The following is a 19,889-nucleotide window of genomic DNA, read 5'->3' on the forward strand; positions in this document are numbered from 1 at the left end:
TTACAAATTATTATTTTATAATAACTATTTATTAATTTTATGTTAATTATATAAAATACACAATAAGTAATAATCTCTGATATTTTCAAGTAGTATTGGATAGATTATATCCTATCTCTACATATAAGTTTCCCTATATGCTGACTACCTTAGCTACTAACTCACGACTAAAGTCACGAGAGTGTGTAGCTATTTTTTAATCAAATTAATTTTGAATTGTATTAATTGAAAAACCAACTATTCCACTATTTCCATCTTGATTTACAACCAAATACCATGTTCCTGTATTAGGTACTCTCATTCTACATAGATTTTTCTTGGCAAACCCGCCATAGTAATCATAATTTTTTTGATTTTTAAATTTCACATAATTTATATGATCTAGCAATATTACATTAGCTTGTTTCTCTAAATTTACTTCTACAATATCCCCTTTTTTTAGATTCATCTTGCTATAACTATATTCCATTGAACTACCCCTCCAGTATCGAATAATCTTTGTTATTTACTCATCTCATATATATAAAAATCCATTTAAAGTATTATAATTACTATATAATTACATTATTATCCAGCTTTAGCTTTGTCTACTACAACCCAAAGTTTATTAAAAATATTATTGGCAACGACTTCTCCATCCCATACTACTTTTTCTTCTTTATTTTCTAGTAAAGCATAATACCCAGAGTCAGAACTTTCATCTTTATAGACTGTAACGTAAAACTCTTCATCACTATATCCGGGCTTATCTTTAAAGTCTTCAGATATTTTACATTTTAATATATATCCTTCTAATTCTTCCTCTATAAACAAATCAATTCCTCCAATCTCTATATTTTTACTAATTATACCATATTATGATATAATCTTTGCATTTTATCTTAAAATTCTATTTTTTCTTTATTTTATAAATAAATTATATACTTTTTTGCTTTTTTACTTTATATTGCATTAATTATCTCTTTTATTTTCTTATATATTTCTTTATAATTTATAAATTTACTCATTAGTTTATTTCACTTTATATTAATAAATATAACAACTCACTTAATATTAAATCATTTACATTTTCTTAATTACAGTATTTATATTTTTTTATCAATTATTATCGTTTTAAGTAAATTATTTCGATTAAAATATAATAAAATTGATTTTTAAATTATAATATATTGAAAATAATAAAAAAAACAAGTATTTTATTAAATATAAAATACTTGTTCTCTATGATTATTTTTGACTTTCTAGCATTTCATTTAAAGCATCATATGTGAAATTTATTATTTCTTCACAACTTACTTTATTTTTCTTCAAGGATGCACATATTTCTGTGCTGTATCTATCTCTTACTCTATTCATTAATTCTCTTGAATACTTTCTTGCCATATTTTCATCCAAATTACTCTTTCTTCCATTTAGATAACCGATTATGACAATAGCTGCATTTACAGCTCCACAGACACTTCCAACAGTAATTCCAACCCCCATACCACTTCCTATTGAAATGGGTATATCTGTGTTATGTTCTTCATTATAAGACTTTATTAACGCTTCTGCACAAGTGTATCCTTGGCTATGATATATTGATGGTCTTGTCATTTTTATACTTCCTTTCAGATTTTATTTTATATATTTTATTACTGTTTAATATTATAATAATATCAATATTGTTATATAACATTTCTACAACTATAAACTCTAACTTATGTTTACAATATCTAAGTTTATAGCTTTCTAAATCTAAATTACTTTTTATTTATGAAATTGCCTCTACTAAATATTTCAAATGATATGATTTTATTATATCTTAAATTTATTTTAATTTCTGTGACTTAGTCACACAATCTATATCTATTTATAATAATTTAATCTAATTCACCAGTATTATGTAATACGTCTTTGAATATTACTTTTTTAAACAGTAATTGAACTCTATTAAATTAAACAATATATTATTGAGTTTAATCCTTTGTATTTAAACAAAAGATTTGCTAAAATAAAAATAAGCAATACTACATAAATCAAACCCCAAGGAGGTTGTCAAATTGAAAAAAATACTTATAACAGGTGCATTAGGACAAATAGGTTCAGAATTAACTATAAAACTTAGAAACGAATATGGAGATAAAAATGTAATTGCTAGTTCAAGAAGAATAAAAAATGGAAACACTGTGTGTGAATCTGGTATATTTGAAATATTAGATGTTACAGATAAAGACCGCTTCTTTGAAATTGCTAAAAAATACGATGTGGACACTATAATTCATCTAGCTTCTCTACTTTCTGCAGTTGCTGAAAGCAAGCCTTTAGAGGCATGGAATTTAAATATGAATGGATTAATAAATGGACTTGAAATAGCTAGAGAACTAGATTGTAAATTTTTCACACCTAGTTCAATTGCCGCATTTGGTGAAAATTCTCCAAAAAATATGACTCCTCAAGATACACTACAAAGACCTAATACTATGTATGGTGTAACTAAAGTTTCTGGTGAGTTACTATGTGATTATTATCACTCAAAGTTTGGAGTAGACACTAGAGGTGTTAGATTTCCAGGTCTTATTTCTTATGTTACTCCTCCTGGTGGAGGAACTACAGATTATGCAGTTGATATATATTATGAAGCATTAAAAAATAAGAAATATAAATCTTATATAGCAAAAGGCACTAAAATGGATATGATGTATATGCCTGATGCACTTCAGGCAATAGTGGATTTAATTGAAGCTCCAGCTGATAAACTTATTCATAGAAATGCTTTCAATATTACTGCTATGAGTTTTGCTCCTGAGGAAATAGCTGCTTCTATAAAAAAATATATCCCTGACTTTGTAATGGAGTATGATGTAGACCCAGTAAGACAAAGTATAGCTAATTCTTGGCCTGATTCTCTAGATAGCAGTAGCGCAGTAGAAGAATGGAACTTTAAATTTAATTATAATTTAGATAAAATGACTAAAGATATGTTAGAAAAATTATCAGAAAGAGGAATTGGTAAATAATAACTAATCTCTCGATTTTAAAGGAATTCAGGGAATAAGATATTTTATTTTTATAAATTAAATCTATAAGATGTTATTTTATATACTTTTTCTCTGAATCCTAAATATAATTTATTTCAAACATTTAACAACCTATTATTCTTATACATTAATATTAATAGTTTTTTATGTGTTAATTATACAAAATAATCTTAAAAACTAAAATGAAAGGAAAAGCTACTATTTTAAGTGTAATAAAAAATTTACTTGAATTTTACTACACTTTTCATAATATAATGTAAGTAGCAGGTACTAATATTGCTAAACTTAAGGGAAATTAGAGAGGAAATAATTAAAAAATATATAGGTGATAGTTTAATCTCTGAGCTTACAGAAGAATTAAAAGACATACTTATAACTGATTTACAGTCTAATCCATTTAAAAGTAGTATTGAACTTAGTATAATCCCAGCAAATATAGAAATATTTAAAAAAATAGAAAACACATTGCTAAACTCTAAAGTGAATTTAAAAATGGGTTGGGAAAGAATACTTATAAATTACATACTAAAAGATTTATTTGAATTAAATTATGAAATAAATAAAAGTTGTAATGAGCCTTTGATGTTTAGAATCATTATATCGATTGATTCTTATGATGCTTAGTTACACTAAATAATATACATGAGGATGTGCTTTATATTTATGAAATACAAGTTATTTATAGACTTTGAATTTAATATGCTAGATGATAATAAAAATAAATTAGAATATAATGGAGCTGAATTAATTTCAATTGGTGGAGTTTTGGTTGATAATGAATTTAATATAATGGACGACTATTATTCTTTGGTTAAACCAAAATACAATGAAATACTTTCAAATAAATGTAAAAAGCTTACTAAGCTAAATCAATTAGATATTGATAATGCTCCTAACCTTTTATATGTTATGGATGATTTTTATAGATGGTTTTGCAAATTTAATGATATTACAATATACAATTGGGGTGATTTTGACATTGCTGGTCTTCTAAATTCATTTAGAGTATGTAAATATACTGGTAAATGCTTAGAGTTGTTTAATATGATGATTGATATTCAACCTTTTATATCTCAACACATTACATACAATAATAGAATCTTATCTAGACAATTATCTTTACTTAATATGAAAAAGATTTTTTCTGTAGAAGGAGAAATTAAACATAACTCTCTTTCAGATGCTATGGATTTAATGAATGTATGTAAAAGCTTTTACCTTAACTATCCTAAAGATATTAATACTCTTGAAGAATTATATAATAAATTACCTCCTATCAAAACTCCTTTATATTATATTCCATACTTCGAAGATGAAAATTTTGAACTTAAATTCGAGAAAACTCCAGAAGATATAATAATTTATCTCAAACAAATATTAAATATACTGAATATAAGTAAAAAAGAAATCTATTTTAAAAAAAGAAGCGTACTAGTAAATAACTCTAAAATTATTAACTTTAAAAATCTGTCTTCTTCTTTTAAATTAATAAAACTCAACGAATTTGAAGAATATCCTGATTTTATTTTAAAATTAGGAGACAAAAATAATTTTGCTGAATCTGTCATTAAAATAAATAAAAGCAATAGAAAATCTATAAAAAATTTAATATTAAAATTATCAAAAACACCTTAAATAATTGAATTTAATTACTTAAGGTGTTTTTTATATTTTGAATTAAAATTCTTATATGGGACATAATAACTAAATGCAAATATTTTTTAAAGGAGTAATTGATAGATATGACAGTAGTATTAATAAGAAGTATTATATTATACATAACAGTGCTAATTGCGCTTAGAGTCATGGGAAAAGGTGAGATAGCTGAAATGAACTGTTTTGATTTAGTTATAACACTTTTAATTGCGGAAGTTGCATCTGTTCCAATGGAAAATAATAATATACCAATTATAAATGGCGTTGCAGCAATAACTGGGCTTGTAATTATGCAGACTCTAATTTCATTCCTATCATTAAAAAGTAGAAAATTAAGTTCATTTTTATCAGGTAAACCTTCTATACTTATAGATAAGGGGAAAATTGTATATAAAGAACTAAAAAAAGAAAGAGTTAGTATAGATGAATTATTAGAACAACTTAGAATTCAGGGGTATTTCAATTTAAAGGATGTACAGTACGCTATTTTAGAGACTGATGGTAATTTAAGTGTTGTACCAGCATCAAGTTATAATAGTACTCCTCCAAGAGCATTTAATCATTTACCAATTCCACTTATATTGGATGGTAGAATAATAAATGAAAATCTAGACATGGCTGAAAAAGACACTAATTGGTTAATGGGTATCTTAAAATCTAACCATATAGAAACTTTTAAAGATGTTCTTATTTGTGTTTTAGACGAAAACGACAAAATATTTATTCAAAATAAAAAGGGTGATTAATATTGAAATCTACAACATTTGTTATAACATGGGCTATTTTATTCTTATTATTTGGATTTTACGTCAATAATAAACTATACGACTTTACAGATGGCTATAAAAATAATATGTCTGTTTTGGAAAAATATATAGAAAATGAGGATTGGGAAAAAGCTCAAAAAGAAGCTGATTCTATATCTACAAGATGGGATAAAGAAAGAAATCATTGGTACAAAGTTTTAAATCATGAGTACTTTGATGAAATAGGTCTAAAGTTTAATATTCTTGATAAGACAATTTATACTGAAAATAAATTAAGGTCTTTAGAAGAAGTCGAAAGTATAAAAACATATTTAGGAAATATTGTTGAAAGTGTTAAATTTGATGTAAACTATATATTTTAACAACTTAAACTAAGGATATAGATACAAGTAATATAATCTATATCCTTGTTTTCATGAAGTATATTAACAATATATACATACTTTTTGCTTCAAGCTCTGCAATAATTGTTGTTTTTTACTTATAAATTATTACTATCAAAATAAAATTTAAAAGCTTCTCCAATAAACTTAGATGCACCATCACCGTATTTATTATCAGTTATTTTTATATATGTAGAATTTGATAAATAAAGTTCTGCCATATAATCAAAATATCTCTCTCCATTATCTATTTTATAAAATTCATTGCTCTTTTTCATTTCATTGTCTATTTCTTCGACAATACTTTGAACTTCTTTTGATGAGCAATCTCTACTCAAATCTGATACTAGTTTTTCATGCAAGATATTTATCTTAGGCTTTTTATCTCCTAAATAAATTTCTAAGGTTTGTCCAATAAACTTTCCTGCTCCATCTCCATATTTTTCATCTATATTTTTTATCCATATAGGATTTACCAAATAATTTTGTACCATACTGTACCAATTATCATCTCCAGTATCCATGTAAAAAATTTCATAATCTTTCTTAGATATATCTGTTATCTCTCTCGCTATTTCTTGAAGTTCTTTTGAATAAGGATTCTTGCTTAAGTCTTCTACAAGTTCTCTATATAATTCTTTTAATTTAGGATGTTTTTCTTTCAAACAATCATTTTTATATATATCAAATTTTTCTCCTAAACTCAATATATCACTGCTAAAGTTTGTTTTTATAGCTTTTGCAAACTTCTCAATAGTTCCATATTGTTTTATAGCCATTTTAGCAATTTTTTCCTCACTAGATTTAACTTTTTCAATAAGTTCATCATATCTTTCTACATTACCATAAATTTTAATTATCTTATTTTTATGATCTTTTTTAAATTCTTCTAGTACATTAAAATACTCACTCATGTCAAACTCTTTAAAATTAATAGTACTCTCTCCTTTTATAGTTTTGTTTATCAGCTCTATTAATTCATCTAATCTTTTTCGCTTTAAAATGAGTAATTTCTTTTGATTTTTTAAAGCTTCTACTTTATCAAAGTATTGGCTTGACATTATCTCTTTAACTTCCTTCAAAGGTATGTCAATCTCTTTAAAAAATAAAATTTGTTGGAGAGTCTTAATAGCTTCATCATCATAAAGTCTATACCCTACATCTGTAATTTTATTTGGTTTTAAAAGACCTATTTCATCATAGTAGTGTAATGCTCTTACGCTTACTCCTGTTAAATCTGAAACCTGCTTTACTGTTCTCATATCAACACCTCAAAACTTGATTTTATAGCTATCAATATTTACTAATACATCCATGCTATATTTTCATATTACACTATTACGTTATGTCAGGGTCAATAAAAATATCTTTATTATAAACAACTGTATTCATTTAAAATATTTTACAAAGAATATGAATTAGCCTATCTTCTGTAAAGTTAATACCCTTTGAAAGACATATATATTTTTTATACATCTAATATCGAATATACTTCTTTCATATTCTTCAAAATCTCAGAAAAAAGTAAAGGAAGTTGTCCTGTATCATCACTCTTTTGAGTTAAATAATCTATTATAATATTAGATATTATCTCAATCATAGTAGCACTTTTATCAAATATCTCAGCTCCTTGTATGAAGGTGTCATTTTTATATTCTTCTCCAAGTTGGTTAAGCATTCTACTCATTTTGTCAAAACCTCCTTTAAATTTGACGCTATCTGGTTCTTTAATTCCCTTAATTGCATTTGGAACGGTTGGTACTGTTCCAAAAAACATAACCATATTAGATAATATCTTATCATAATCATCTTTTTCCAGTTCATTTTTCCATTGTGGCAATTCTTTGATAAACTTTTCAAAACCTTTGTATCCCAAAAATCCTTTAGGTGGATTTAAAAACAAATTACTCCTTATAGCAAGTGCTTCTCTTGCAATTTCATATTTACTCTTTAAACCAGTCATTCTAACTGTGCAAATAGTATTCGCCTTACTCAATCCTAAATAACTACAATTCATACTTTGGCGTAATTCCTCATAAGATAAGTATAATAACTCAGTCCTTCCACAATCATACAGGTATATTCTTTCTTTTTCATCATCATATCCTACCATTAATATGTAATGAAAAGGAATATGTTCTTTATGGTATAATTTCTGATAATATGGTAAGTGATACATATCTAAGGCTCCTAAAATAACTGGATACCCATTATCAATTTCATATTTTGCTTTTTTTAATGCTCGCTCATATCTTCTAAATTCATGATGTTTGTATTCAAAACCAACAATTGGTGCTAAAAATTCATACATCTTTTTTGTTCTTCCATCTCCCAAAGCTACCATTCTTTTCAATTCTGCTTTATCTGTTTTCATATAACAAAAGTAACCAAAACCTGATAATAAAAAGAAAAAATCATTTGGAAGGCATTCACCTGTTTTGTTCATATATAAATCTTCTATACCATTCCACATGCACTCATAATCATGTGAATGATGTTTAATTTCAATTATTTTTCTCATATATTCGTTCTCCTTACTATAAATTTTTATTAGATTTAGTATAAACCCTCTTACAGTGAGAGAGTCAATAACTTTTATGCCTATGAAATTTATATTTAAGGAAATTACATTTTTCTATTACTAAATTATTTGAATTACACTATATCTTATTATATTGTGTAACATAATAAATCTAGATAAAAAAAGAGCATATAAAAACTAGAAACAGTTTTTATACACTCTTAATCAACTTATTATATTATTTTCCAGCCTTCATAGCTCTAATTTTTAATGGTAAAGTAAATAGATTAATAAATCCTTCTGCATCTTTGTGGTCATAAAGTTCACTGTCTCCAAAAGAAGATATTCCTTCATCATAAAGAGCATTTTCAGTAAATATTCCAGCAGGTTTTATATTACCCTTGTAAAGTTTAACTTTTACTGTTCCAGTAACATTATCTTGAGTTTGCTCCATAAATGCATCTATAGATTCTCTTAACTTACAATACCATAATCCATTGTAAATAAGTTCTCCATATTTATAAGATACCATTTGTTTAAAATGTAATGTATCCTTGTCTAAAGTAGCACTTTCTAAAATATTATGTGCTTCATAAAGAATTGTTCCTCCTGGAGTCTCATATACACCTCTTGATTTCATACCAACAAGTCTATTTTCAACTATATCTATAACACCAATTCCATGTTTACAACCTAATTCATTTAATTTGTGAATTAATGCAACTGGAGATAATTCTTCACCATTTACCTTTTTAGGAACACCTTTTTCAAAGTAAACTTCTACATATTCAGCTACATCACATGCATCTTCTGGGTCTACACATTGTTTGTAAACATCTTTCTTATGTTCATTTTGTAGATGCTCTATATCTCCACCTTCAGTTGATACATGCCAAAGGTTAGCATCTACTGAATATATTTTAGCTTTAGTTGCTGTTACCTTTATATTGTGCTTTTCTGCATAGTCTATAGCATCTTCTCTTGATTTTATATCCCATATTCTCCAAGGTGCAATAACTTTTATAGTTGGGTCAAGAGCTGCAATTGTAGCTTCAAATCTAACTTGGTCATTACCTTTTCCTGTACAACCATGACATATATATTTTGCACCTTCTTTATGAGCAACTTCAACTAGTTTCTTAGCTATTATAGGTCTTGCTAAAGAAGTACCTAATAAGTATTTTCCTTCATATTTAGCTTCTGCTTTTACAGCCTTGAATATAGTTTCAGTTACAAATTCTTCACTTATATCATCCACATATGCTTTTGATGCTCCACTTTGTAAAGCCTTTTCATAAACATCTTCCATTTTATCTTCTTGACCTACATTTCCACAAACAGCTATAACATCTATATCTTCATAATTTTCCTTTAACCAAGGTATTATGATTGATGTATCAAGTCCTCCTGAATATGCTAATACTACTTTTTCCTTCATTTTTAATTCCTCCCAATTTTAAATTATGATTTTTATTTTTTGTTTAATAGCAATTCTTAATATTGAATGATTTTAAGAATTTAAATTAACTTAAAATCATTTTAATACTAAAAAAGCCTCTCAGTATTTTTAAATACTAAGAGGCGAAATATCCGCGGTACCACTCTTATTGATAAACTTAGCTAATCAATTAGTAAACGTTCGACATACTAAATAAACATTAGTAATTAAATATATTAAAAAACGCCTCTTGGAAAAACCAAGAGACGAAATATATCCGCGTTACCACTCTAATTGATAAGATAAACTTATCCACTCTTTCTCTTAAGGCGAGATTACCTACTAACATACTAAATTCAATTAGCATCCTCCAAAGTTCTTTTCACTAATACTCATTTGCTAAGCTTCCACCATCCTTAGCTCTCTATAAAACGCATAAAAGTTACTCTCTTTCTCACAGGATTTAAATATAAAGTTTTTCATATCTCTCTTATAAAATATATAATAGTTTATTTTTCCATTTATGTCAACTATATAATTTATTTTATTTTTGTTTTAAGAAGATTTTCTACTTTATTCACTAATATCTCACTTTCCAAAGACATAACCCTTTAGCTGGTGCTGTATCTGATGCTTGACTTCTATCCTTAGATTCAAGCATAGACTTAATATCTTGTGGGGCTTTTCTTTTAAGACCTACTTCTATCAAAGCTCCCACTATTATTCTTACCATGTTATATAAAAATCCATTTCCTTCAATGTATATTTCTATAACATTATCATCTTCTTTTATATTTATTGAATAAATCTCTCTTATATTCGATTTTTTCTTAGACTTAGAAGAAGCAAAACTAGTAAAATCATGTTCTCCTATTAAGTATTCACTTGCTTTTATCATTCTATCTAAATCCAATTTTTTACTTACATGAGTAGCATATTTTCTTATAAAAGGATTGTGATATTTGTTATTGTCAATTTTATACATATAAGTCTTTGACTTTACATTATATCTTGAGTGAAATCTTTCATCAACTTCTTCAACAGTTTTTACGACTATATCTTCTGGTAAATATTCATATAAGTATTTTTGGATTTTATCTACTGACTCTGTACAACTTGTTCTAAAATTTATTACTTGTCCTCTAGCATGAGCTCCCATATCAGTTCTTCCAGAACCAATTATCTCAACTGTTTCATTTGTCATTTTACTTAAGACAGTTTCAAGTTTTTCTTGTATAGTCATATTATTATCACCTAGTTTTTGGTACCCTTTATATCTTGAGCCATCATATGCTACTATCATTTTTATGTTTCTCATCTTAATCCTCTTTCTAAGAATTTATGCTTGTTTAGCAAATTTATTTTTTATATTAAAAGTTATTTTTGTTCCAACATTCTTTTCACTTTCTATTTTCATTCTTCCACCATGAAGTTTTACAATTTCATTACTAATTGCTAGACCTAACCCACTACCAGCTTTATTGTAATCTTCTTGGAAGAACTTATCTAATACTTTATTTAGATTTTGTTTTTCTATGCCTGAGCCATTGTCTTCAACTGATATAGTTGTTATATCTTCATTTTGAGAAGCTACAACTTTTATGTAACCACCTTGACCAGTAAATTTAAATGAATTCTGTATTAAATTTATAAGAACTTGTCTTAATCTGTTCTTATCTCCTTGAATATTCTCTATAAACTCATTTTCAAATTCAAACAAAAGTGCTATATCTTTTTCAGCTGCTTTAACTTTAAGCTGATTCACAACACCTACAACTAAACCTTCAACATCAACTATATCAACATGAAGTTTTATTCTATCTGAAGAAAGTCTTGAAAAATCCAATAATTCTTCCACAAGTTTTATAAGTCTTTCTGTTTCATCTTGTATAATACCTAGACCTAAGTCTAGCTCTTCTCTTGTTATACTTTCATAACCTAAAGTTTCACTCCATCCCTTTATTGATGTAAGAGGGGTCCTTAGTTCATGTGATACAGAAGATATAAATTCTTCTTTTAATTTTTCACTCTTATCAATCTCATGTGCCATATGTTCAAATGTCTGTGCCAAATCGCCAATCTCATCATCTACAATTTTCATATTTTCTAACTTTATATTATAATTTCCTACAGCCAATTCATTTGCAAATTTCTTTAATTCTCGTAATGGTTTTATAAGAGTCTCAGCAAATTTAAGACTTATTAGTATAGCTATAATAAGTATAAATATACCAGCTAATATAAGCCATGTAGCTTGCTTTAATATTGCATTATCAATAGCATCTAATGAAACTGTATATCTAACAACACCTTCTATTATATTATTTACCTTAAGTGGCAGAGAAATACTCATAACATGTTCTCCAGTATCTGCTATTCTATAGGTATATGGTGTTAAGTTTTTTGTCTTTATATCTTTTAGTGCATTATTAACATCTTCATAATTTGCTTTTTCTTTACTCTTAAAACCATATTGGTCTAATATAATATTTTTATCCTTATCTATTATTGAAATTCCAAATTCTGAATTCTTAGTTAATGGTTGCTTATCAAATATGTTTTTTACTTTTTTCTCAAAGCTTGTAGTCTCCATTGTAATAGCGTTATATTCATCAGCATATTTTATTTCAGATTCAAGTAGTTGTTTGACAGAATCATAGTAATAGTTTTGTATATAAAACATAAACAATCCTTCAAACAGAGTAACCATTATAATAATTATTATAAAGTAGTTTTTTATTACTTTTTTTCTCAGACCTTCAAAATGTAACACTATTATTCTTCCTTTCTAAAACAGTATCCATAACCCCAAATAGTTTGTATATATTTTGGTTTTGATGGGTCATCCTCTATTTTATTTCTTATCCTTCTTATATTTACATCTACTATTTTAAAATCATATAAATAATTAGTTCCCCAAACTTCATCTAGTATCTGGTCTCTACTTAATGACTGCTTAGCATTTGATATCAAATATTTCACTATTGAAAATTCAGTTGGAGTAAGCTCAATTTCTTTTCCATTTTTAAATAATTTTCTCTTATCTATATCAAGTATAAATGGAGGAGAAACTATCTCACTTGACTTAACACTTGAATCATCCTTTGCTACTCTTCTAAGAAGAGCAGAAACCCTGACTAAAAGTTCTTTTATACTAAATGGTTTTATGATGTAATCATCTGCTCCTGAAATAAATCCTTCTATTTTATCATCTTCTTGGGCTTTAGCAGTGAGCATTATTATTCCTACTTGGTCAAAATTTTCCCTTATAAATTTGCATACCTCTATTCCACTTATATCTGGAAGCATTACATCCAAAAGAGCTATTGTAATGTCACTTTCTGTTGTCATTTTTTCTATAGCTTCTCTCCCAGTACCTGCCTCAACTATCTCATAACCTTCTCTTTTTAAGTTTATACTAACAAAACTTCTAATCCCAATTTCATCTTCTAGTATAAGTATTTTTTCCTTCATAAAATAAAACCTCCAATTGAGTATAATATTAACCATATATTAATGAGAAATATTCTTTTAGTGCGTCTATAGTAATATCTAGCTTATCCATTTCATTTGCATTGTTTATGACTAGCAAGAAAGTATATTCATCACTCTCTTGAAGTACAATAGAATTTTGAGCATTTGGATTTTTTCTATCTTCAAGTTTATTTTTACTCTCTACTACTATATTAAACAAATTCTTACGATCTGAATAGTCAAAATAATAAAATTTAAATACTGCTTTTTCTCCAACAAATTCTTGTTCAACAAGTATTTTGTCAAATAAATTGTTTGGAATAAACAATTTAAAATTATATTTATAGTTATAATATATCTGACTTGTAAATATTAAGCTTGAACTAGCATCTTCTTTTCCATTCCATCTATACCAACTTATATTTGCAGATGCTTTAGAACTGTAAGTGTTTCTATTGTTTCCTGCTACTATAGGTATTTCTATAATCTTATCTTTATCAATATCATCTACAGGTATGTAATAAGATTTAGTAATAGTTTTATCATAATCACTAAAAGCTTTTTTAATTTTTCCATCTTTCATATAAAGTATCTGTGTAATATAGTTATTATCCTTTAATATAGGAATATCAAGCACAGCTCCTTTTATGGCTGCAGACGAATTTCCAATAGATGAAGCAACATTACCTAAAGTTATATATAGTTCACTCAAATTCTTCACATTTTCAAACTTAACATAATCCTTGATTTTCATATTCCCATCAAAATTTGCGACACTTGCAAACATTTCATTAGTTTTATTATTCAAATGAAGCATCAATATTTCCAATTTGTCATCTCCATCTATATATCCAATTTTCACTTTCATGTCATTAAAATCGTCTTTGTTTGGAAGCCATGACGCATCTAAATCATACACCTTTGTTATTTCATTATCTTTTACTTTATATATATTCATATTAGTTTTATCTTTGGATTTAATCAGTAAAACCACTTCTTTATATCCATCTGAATCCAAATCATAAAAATTAGCATACTCTATTGACTCACCATTTTCTAAAAAATGGTCACCAAGTACATATTTTTCTCCATTATAACTTAAAGTTACAAACCCTACCTGAGTTACATTATTACTTAAATCTTCTTTTTGTTCAAATACTACTAATTCATCAACTCCATCACCATTTAAATCCACTTTATTTATTTTTCCTACTTCTTTTGCATTAGAAGGTAATATCATAGATGAATCTGGTTTTAGTAACTGGTCAATACCATCATACAGTACTTTTTTTGTATCATCATAATCAGGTATCTTTGCTAATTGTTCTGGAGATTCAGTTTTAATATTACATCCAGTAACAAATAGCATCATTAGGGCTACTACAGTAATAAGTTTTAATACTTTCATTTAACTCCTCCTAATCCTATCAATCTTGAATTTTGCTCACAAAAATCTCCTCACAATAATTAGACGTTTCAAGTCGTTATAATGTTTTACTTATTTTAATAAAACTTTATATTTTTTTTAATAAAACTTTATACTTTTTATCCATAAATAATATGAAAGCTATTTATTGTTTCTAGGAGGCTTAGGACCTGGATATTGGAAAAAGTTAGTTTTTAACATACCATTATACAATTTTCTTTTTTTATCTGCCTTTTGTCCAAATTCATATTCAAAATCTTCATAAGATGTTATTAAATAATACGACCAATTTTTTAATCTTCTGAATGCATAACCAAGCTCTTTATACAATTGTTTAACACTATCTTTATCTTCTAATCTTTCTCCATAAGGAGGATTAGTAATTATAAATCCAAACTCATCTTCACTTTTAAATTGAGTTGCATCTCCTATATTAAATTCTATATATTCATCTACACCTGCTATTTCAGCATTTTCTCTAGCTATATCTATACATTCTGCATCTATATCATATCCATAAATCTTAAATTTAGTTTCATTATCTATCTTATTAAAAGCATCTTTTCTTATATCCCACCATATTTTTTTATCAAGAGTTCTCCATTTTTCTGATATAAATTCTCTATTTAAACCAGGTGCCATATTTATACCTATCATAGCGGCTTCAATCAATATAGTACCAGAACCACACATAGGGTCCACTAGAATTCTACCTGCTTTCCATGGTGTTAAATAAATAAGCCCAGAAGCTAAAGTCTCTCTTATTGGTGCTTTATTTGCTTTTTCTCTATATCCTCTCTTATGCAAAGCATCTCCAGTTGTATCTATAGAAATAGTTACCTTATCTTTATGTATAAATACAAAGATAGGATATTTCTCTTTATCTTCTTTAAGCAAACCTTCTTCCAAGTAACTTTTCTTTAAGCTTTCTACGATAGCTTTTTTTACTATAGCTTGTACATCTGGTGTACTGTATAATTTTGATTTTATGGAAGAAGCCTTTGATATAGGAAATTGAGCTCCATAAGGTATATATCGAGACCAATTTATTCTTTTTGTATTTTCAAATAATTCATCAAAACTTTTTGCCTCAAATTCAGCAATTTTAAGATGTACTCTTTCAGCACATCTTAGCCACATATTTGATTTTGCTATTCCAAACTCATCAGTTTTATATGTTATTCTTCCATCTTCTGTTTTTATTATTTCATATCCTAAATTAGTAATTTCTCTAGCCAGCATTTTTTCCATCCCAAAAAAACATGGCGATATTAATGTATAATTTTTCATAAAACCTCCTGTTTCCTATATTAATTACAAAACTTATTTATTTTTTAAACAATCTACACATTTAAATTCATACTTCCCATTTTATACCCTGACATATCTAGTGTAACATATTTAAAGCCAAATATTTTTAATTTAGTATCAACTTTATTAAAATTGTTATTTTCAAAAAATTTACCTAATTCTTCCTGGTCAACCTCTATTCTAGCTATATCTCCATGCATTCTCACTCTAAATTGAGAAAAACCTAAATCAGATAAATAGTCTTCACTCTTTTCTATTATTCTTAGTTTTTCATTTGTTATTTGAACTCCATAAGGAATTCTACTTGCAAGACATGCAAATGATGGTTTGTTAAAAGTGTTTAATCCTAATTTTTTTGAAAGTAATCTAATTTCAGCTTTTTTCAAACTACTTTCTTTTAGTGGACTAATTACTTCTAACTCACTCAATGCTTTAAGCCCAGGTCTATAATCTCCTAAATCATCTATATTTGTTCCATCTACTATGTACTTTATATTATGTTCTTTTGCTACCTCTTTTATTTTAGAAAATATATATTTTTTGCAATGGTAACATCTATCAGCACCATTTTCTTTAAACTCCTTTAAATCAAAGTTTTCTATATTTAAGATGATATGTTTAACACCAAAATTTTTAGTATATTGTTTAGCTTCTTTAATCTCTCTACTTGAATGCATCATTGAATGTATAGTTACAGCTATAACATTTTCCCCTAATGTATCTTTTGCTACCTTAAGTAAAAAGTTACTATCTACTCCACCAGAATAAGCAACTACAACACTTCCTAATTCAAGTAGTATTTCCTTTAATTTTTCTAATTTTTCTTCTTCATTCATAAAGCAACCTCCATATCTAGAAAAACATGAACAATAAAATACTATATTATTTTTTACATTCTTAATGATTATAACATATAAAGTATTTATTTTATAAAATAGAATTATATTTAAACACGTTAATTACAATATCAAAGAATTTTTAAACCTGTATAATTTAAACATATTACTGTAATACACTGTATACTAAAAATGAAATAGTGTAATATAGTAATATGTTTAAAAGCCATGAAGTGGAAATAGCTATCCTCATGGCTGAATGCACAAATTTGTTTTAAGATAATTATTTTTCCATCAGTTATAATTGTAAATCACAAAAAAGATACTATCATATGAATTTTCTAAAACTTTTAATTTAATACTTATAGCTTACATGTATTTGTCTTAATCCCACCAAAAAAGCCATATTGTAGAATGCTGTAGTACTTCTTTAAGAACTTTTAATGTTTCATATCCTTGTACAATAATGTCTTCACAGTAGAGGACTAATTCAATACACAAGTCATCAAATTTTTTATTATCTTCAATTGGATTTTTTGCAGAATATTGAACCGTATCACTTCCAATTGCAATTGGAAATATTCCATATTTTTCGTACCAATATTTTGCAATAGCTATATGTTCTTCATCACTAGGACAATCATTAAATCCACCAATTGGTATATATGCAAATACTTCATATGGTTTAATTGTTGGAACTTTGGCTATGTAAACTTTGTTATTTTCTTGAAATATATCTATGTTTGTAATTGGACTAAAATTTTTATAATCATAAAAAGTGTCCTCAGAACCCATTAACTCTGTTAGCAATTCTGGAATCTCACACTTTCTAGAATTGAAGAATTCATTTACATCAATCTCATTACATTTCTCTAAACAATATTTTCTATAGTTTTCAAGAGAACCATACTCTTTATTAATCATATCTATATTTTCTCTTAATAACCCTACTTTTTCATCAATAATTATAATCGGCGTATATCCATTTTCTTTTCCATCTTCTCTCATTTTTTCAAATAAATCATCAATATCAATATCATTGTTCACAGGAACACATTCAAAACCATATAAATCTTCAATACTCATACTTATCTCCTATTCTTTTTAGATTTAATTCTTTTGAAAGTTTTCTTTTTTTGTTGTCAAGTTTTTAAATACTATTATTATTTGTAAAACTATAAGTATAGATGCAGTTTATAAAATATACTTACATAAGACAAAAGTTAATTTTATTTTTTGCATAAATAAGATATTTTTTATGACAATTCCCTTATATAAATATAATAGCACAAAACACATGTTCATGGTTAATAATAAGTGATTTTGTAATAATTCGTTGTATATTATACTATTTTAAGTAAAATAAATGATATTCTTTGTATAAGAAATAATATGTTTATTGATATGAAGTTTTTAGGGTTTAAATTTGTTAAGAATAATATTTTAATATTAGCAGATATACTTAAAAGAATAAATCTTGTTGTAATACTTAGATTTTAAATGTAGTCTTTTAAAATCCCATATAAAATTGCAGGAATCAATAGATTAAAATCAGAACTTAGATTTGATAATATATTTATATATAATCTCATATAGTTCTTCTATTCTATCGAATCTAATAATTAGATAGATATATTTGCTAATTTATATATAAAAATCAGAGTTGATGTATAAATTTATAGGTGTATCAATTATTTTAATCAATACACCTACATGCTTCTAATCTTCTTTTAATAAAGTACTTTTCCAAACATCTTCTTTGAAACCCAACAGTACATTTTCACCATCAAAAAGCAATGGTCTTTTAATAAGCATTCCATCACTTACTAATATTTCTAAAAGTTTATCATCAGATTCACTCTTTACAATATCTTTAAGACCCAATTCCCTATATTTCATACCACTTGTATTAAAAAATTTCTTTATATCATATCCACTAGTCTTGTAGATTGCTTCTAATTCATCTTTACTTGGAGGATTCTGAACCATGTCTATATCTTCAAATTCTAAATCATTTTCTTTAAGCCAATTTTTTGCTTTTCTAACAGTAGAACACTTTGTATATCCATATAATTTAATCATCATATTAAAATCCTTTCTAATTTTTTATTTTTATACCCATAATTTGCATATTATAACCAATTTATATCACAATCATCCTAGGCTTTCAATATAAAAAATTATTCTATTTTAAAACAATCATTAATTTATATTAAATATTTAAATTATTCTTTTATAATATATTAAACCTAATTAATCACTCAATATTAGATTAAATTTTTAAATAAAAAAAGGGCATAGTGTATTTGTTTTACTTAGCCCCTATTTATATTATAAATGTTCCTATAACTTCCATTTATAAAATATTAAACAATTTTTTCTTTGATTTGAACATTTTCTACTATACCATCTTTTATACTTATAATCTTATCTGCAACATTATTTGAGAAAACAACATCATGCGTAATTATTAGTATAGTCATCCCTTTATCTTTAAGTCTGTTCATTATATTGACTACTCTTTGAATAGTATCAATATCAAGTGCAGAAGTAGGTTCATCAAAACAAAGAACCTTTGGCATTAGTGCACATGACCTAGCTATTGCAACTCTCTGTTGCTGTCCTCCTGATAATTCAAATGGATAGGAATTTAATTTATCCTCTAAATCAACTAATCTTAAAAGTTCTCTAGCCCTCTCTTCAGCTTCTTTTCTAGGAACTTTAAATACATTAACTGGAGACTCAATTATGTTTTCAAGAACTGTCATATGAGGAAATAAGTTAAAATTTTGGAAAACCATACCTATTTTTCCTCGTATCTTTGTCATATCTTTCTTATTTTTTATTATCTCATTATCTATTATAATCTCTCCACTATCAAATTCTTCAAGACCATTTATACATCTCAATATTGTAGTCTTTCCTGCACCAGATTTTCCAAGTAAAACTCCAATTTGACCTTCTTCTAACTCAAAAGAAATATCTTTAAGTACCTTATTTTTTTTAAATGATTTATTTAAGTTTTTAATTTTCAGCATGTAAAAAACCTCCTCCTAT

20 protein-coding genes and 1 other annotated feature are annotated in these 19,889 nt (G+C 26.3%); of the genes, 5 read left to right on the forward strand and 15 right to left on the reverse strand.

All coding sequences use genetic code 11. From position 1 onward, the window contains the following. Positions 1-205: 205 nt before the first annotated feature. The 3 genes from Q3304_RS05320 to Q3304_RS05330 all read right to left on the reverse strand — a co-directional run bounded on the left by Q3304_RS05320 (position 206) and on the right by Q3304_RS05330 (position 1,596). The gene (locus Q3304_RS05320; protein WP_054270275.1) at positions 206-469 is read right to left on the reverse strand and encodes a DUF1883 domain-containing protein; all 264 of its coding nucleotides are present in this window, start codon (positions 467-469) and stop codon (positions 206-208) included. A 98-nt stretch (positions 470-567) separates the two neighbouring features. Continuing rightward, entirely contained in the window at positions 568-813 is a 246-nt protein-coding gene (locus tag Q3304_RS05325; RefSeq protein WP_407814007.1) for a hypothetical protein, read from the reverse strand. Between the two features lie 414 nt (positions 814-1,227). Continuing rightward, entirely contained in the window at positions 1,228-1,596 is a 369-nt protein-coding gene (locus tag Q3304_RS05330) for a C-GCAxxG-C-C family (seleno)protein (RefSeq protein WP_054270273.1), read from the reverse strand. Between the two features lie 446 nt (positions 1,597-2,042). On the opposite strand from Q3304_RS05330, the gene Q3304_RS05335 reads away from it, so the two are divergent. The 5 genes from Q3304_RS05335 (at position 2,043) to Q3304_RS05355 (ending at position 5,805) form a co-directional block, all read left to right on the forward strand. Continuing rightward, entirely contained in the window at positions 2,043-2,999 is a 957-nt protein-coding gene (locus Q3304_RS05335) for an L-threonine 3-dehydrogenase (protein WP_407814008.1), read from the forward strand. Positions 3,000-3,296: 297 nt separating this feature from the next. Further along, positions 3,297-3,644, forward strand: a complete 348-nt coding sequence (locus tag Q3304_RS05340; protein WP_054276678.1) for a hypothetical protein — start codon at positions 3,297-3,299, stop codon at positions 3,642-3,644. Between the two features lie 39 nt (positions 3,645-3,683). After that, positions 3,684-4,655: an exonuclease domain-containing protein gene (locus Q3304_RS05345; protein WP_407814009.1), complete on the forward strand. Its 972-nt coding sequence runs from the start codon at positions 3,684-3,686 to the stop codon at positions 4,653-4,655. 107 nt (positions 4,656-4,762) lie between these two features. Continuing rightward, on the forward strand, positions 4,763-5,422 hold the full coding sequence (locus tag Q3304_RS05350) for a DUF421 domain-containing protein (protein ID WP_054276677.1): 660 nt from the start codon (positions 4,763-4,765) through the stop codon (positions 5,420-5,422). Positions 5,423-5,424: 2 nt separating this feature from the next. Beyond that, positions 5,425-5,805, forward strand: a complete 381-nt coding sequence (locus Q3304_RS05355; RefSeq protein ID WP_407814010.1) for a DUF4363 family protein — start codon at positions 5,425-5,427, stop codon at positions 5,803-5,805. A 119-nt stretch (positions 5,806-5,924) separates the two neighbouring features. On the opposite strand, the gene Q3304_RS05360 is transcribed toward Q3304_RS05355, so the two are convergent. The 12 genes from Q3304_RS05360 to Q3304_RS05415 all read right to left on the reverse strand — a co-directional run bounded on the left by Q3304_RS05360 (position 5,925) and on the right by Q3304_RS05415 (position 19,870). Then, positions 5,925-7,088, reverse strand: a complete 1,164-nt coding sequence (locus Q3304_RS05360; protein WP_407814011.1) for a TipAS antibiotic-recognition domain-containing protein — start codon at positions 7,086-7,088, stop codon at positions 5,925-5,927. A 206-nt stretch (positions 7,089-7,294) separates the two neighbouring features. After that, a complete protein-coding gene (locus Q3304_RS05365) occupies positions 7,295-8,347 on the reverse strand; it encodes a BtrH N-terminal domain-containing protein (protein WP_407814012.1) in 1,053 nt (350 codons plus the stop codon). Positions 8,348-8,585: 238 nt separating this feature from the next. Next, complete coding sequence (locus tag Q3304_RS05370) at positions 8,586-9,785, reverse strand: argininosuccinate synthase (protein WP_054270265.1); 1,200 nt, start codon at positions 9,783-9,785, stop codon at positions 8,586-8,588. Between the two features lie 259 nt (positions 9,786-10,044). Then, positions 10,045-10,252, reverse strand: a binding site (T-box leader). A gap of 113 nt (positions 10,253-10,365) precedes the next feature. After that, a complete protein-coding gene (gene truA / locus Q3304_RS05375; protein WP_054270264.1) occupies positions 10,366-11,103 on the reverse strand; it encodes a tRNA pseudouridine(38-40) synthase TruA in 738 nt (245 codons plus the stop codon). 21 nt (positions 11,104-11,124) lie between these two features. Further along, complete coding sequence (walK, locus tag Q3304_RS05380) at positions 11,125-12,558, reverse strand: cell wall metabolism sensor histidine kinase WalK (protein WP_074179386.1); 1,434 nt, start codon at positions 12,556-12,558, stop codon at positions 11,125-11,127. A 2-nt stretch (positions 12,559-12,560) separates the two neighbouring features. Next, complete coding sequence (walR, locus tag Q3304_RS05385) at positions 12,561-13,259, reverse strand: cell wall metabolism DNA-binding response regulator WalR (protein WP_054270262.1); 699 nt, start codon at positions 13,257-13,259, stop codon at positions 12,561-12,563. A gap of 28 nt (positions 13,260-13,287) precedes the next feature. Continuing rightward, the gene (locus tag Q3304_RS05390) at positions 13,288-14,667 is read right to left on the reverse strand and encodes a hypothetical protein (protein WP_407814013.1); all 1,380 of its coding nucleotides are present in this window, start codon (positions 14,665-14,667) and stop codon (positions 13,288-13,290) included. A 159-nt stretch (positions 14,668-14,826) separates the two neighbouring features. Next, complete coding sequence (locus tag Q3304_RS05395) at positions 14,827-15,975, reverse strand: class I SAM-dependent RNA methyltransferase (protein ID WP_054270260.1); 1,149 nt, start codon at positions 15,973-15,975, stop codon at positions 14,827-14,829. Positions 15,976-16,028: 53 nt separating this feature from the next. Continuing rightward, entirely contained in the window at positions 16,029-16,832 is an 804-nt protein-coding gene (larE, locus tag Q3304_RS05400) for an ATP-dependent sacrificial sulfur transferase LarE (protein WP_054276672.1), read from the reverse strand. 384 nt (positions 16,833-17,216) lie between these two features. After that, the gene (locus tag Q3304_RS05405; protein ID WP_407814014.1) at positions 17,217-17,918 is read right to left on the reverse strand and encodes a DUF4253 domain-containing protein; all 702 of its coding nucleotides are present in this window, start codon (positions 17,916-17,918) and stop codon (positions 17,217-17,219) included. A 633-nt stretch (positions 17,919-18,551) separates the two neighbouring features. Next, entirely contained in the window at positions 18,552-18,914 is a 363-nt protein-coding gene (locus Q3304_RS05410) for an arsenate reductase family protein (RefSeq protein WP_074179406.1), read from the reverse strand. A 284-nt stretch (positions 18,915-19,198) separates the two neighbouring features. Beyond that, positions 19,199-19,870 (reverse strand): amino acid ABC transporter ATP-binding protein, encoded by a 672-nt coding sequence (locus Q3304_RS05415; protein ID WP_054270256.1) that lies wholly within the window; start codon positions 19,868-19,870, stop codon positions 19,199-19,201. Between the last annotated feature and the right edge of the window lie 19 nt (positions 19,871-19,889).

The sequence above is a fragment of the Clostridioides sp. GD02377 genome, assembly GCF_045899875.1.
GTDB lineage: Bacteria > Bacillota > Clostridia > Peptostreptococcales > Peptostreptococcaceae > Clostridioides > Clostridioides difficile_A.

What these genes read in the sequence shown, in the direction of transcription:
- Q3304_RS05390 (WP_407814013.1), bottom strand. Translation starts at nt 14,667, where the DNA reads ATGAAAGTATTAAAACTTATTACTGTAGTAGCCCTAATGATGCTATTT.
- Q3304_RS05360 (WP_407814011.1), bottom strand. Translation starts at nt 7,088, where the DNA reads ATGAGAACAGTAAAGCAGGTTTCAGATTTAACAGGAGTAAGCGTAAGA.
- Q3304_RS05410 (WP_074179406.1), bottom strand. Translation starts at nt 18,914, where the DNA reads ATGATTAAATTATATGGATATACAAAGTGTTCTACTGTTAGAAAAGCA.
- Q3304_RS05395 (WP_054270260.1), bottom strand. Translation starts at nt 15,975, where the DNA reads ATGAAAAATTATACATTAATATCGCCATGTTTTTTTGGGATGGAAAAA.
- truA (WP_054270264.1), bottom strand. Translation starts at nt 11,103, where the DNA reads ATGAGAAACATAAAAATGATAGTAGCATATGATGGCTCAAGATATAAA.
- walR (WP_054270262.1), bottom strand. Translation starts at nt 13,259, where the DNA reads ATGAAGGAAAAAATACTTATACTAGAAGATGAAATTGGGATTAGAAGT.
- Q3304_RS05330 (WP_054270273.1), bottom strand. Translation starts at nt 1,596, where the DNA reads ATGACAAGACCATCAATATATCATAGCCAAGGATACACTTGTGCAGAA.
- Q3304_RS05365 (WP_407814012.1), bottom strand. Translation starts at nt 8,347, where the DNA reads ATGAGAAAAATAATTGAAATTAAACATCATTCACATGATTATGAGTGC.
- Q3304_RS05415 (WP_054270256.1), bottom strand. Translation starts at nt 19,870, where the DNA reads ATGCTGAAAATTAAAAACTTAAATAAATCATTTAAAAAAAATAAGGTA.
- Q3304_RS05320 (WP_054270275.1), bottom strand. Translation starts at nt 469, where the DNA reads ATGGAATATAGTTATAGCAAGATGAATCTAAAAAAAGGGGATATTGTA.
- larE (WP_054276672.1), bottom strand. Translation starts at nt 16,832, where the DNA reads ATGAATGAAGAAGAAAAATTAGAAAAATTAAAGGAAATACTACTTGAA.
- Q3304_RS05350 (WP_054276677.1), top strand. Translation starts at nt 4,763, where the DNA reads ATGACAGTAGTATTAATAAGAAGTATTATATTATACATAACAGTGCTA.
- Q3304_RS05345 (WP_407814009.1), top strand. Translation starts at nt 3,684, where the DNA reads ATGAAATACAAGTTATTTATAGACTTTGAATTTAATATGCTAGATGAT.
- Q3304_RS05370 (WP_054270265.1), bottom strand. Translation starts at nt 9,785, where the DNA reads ATGAAGGAAAAAGTAGTATTAGCATATTCAGGAGGACTTGATACATCA.
- Q3304_RS05405 (WP_407814014.1), bottom strand. Translation starts at nt 17,918, where the DNA reads ATGAGTATTGAAGATTTATATGGTTTTGAATGTGTTCCTGTGAACAAT.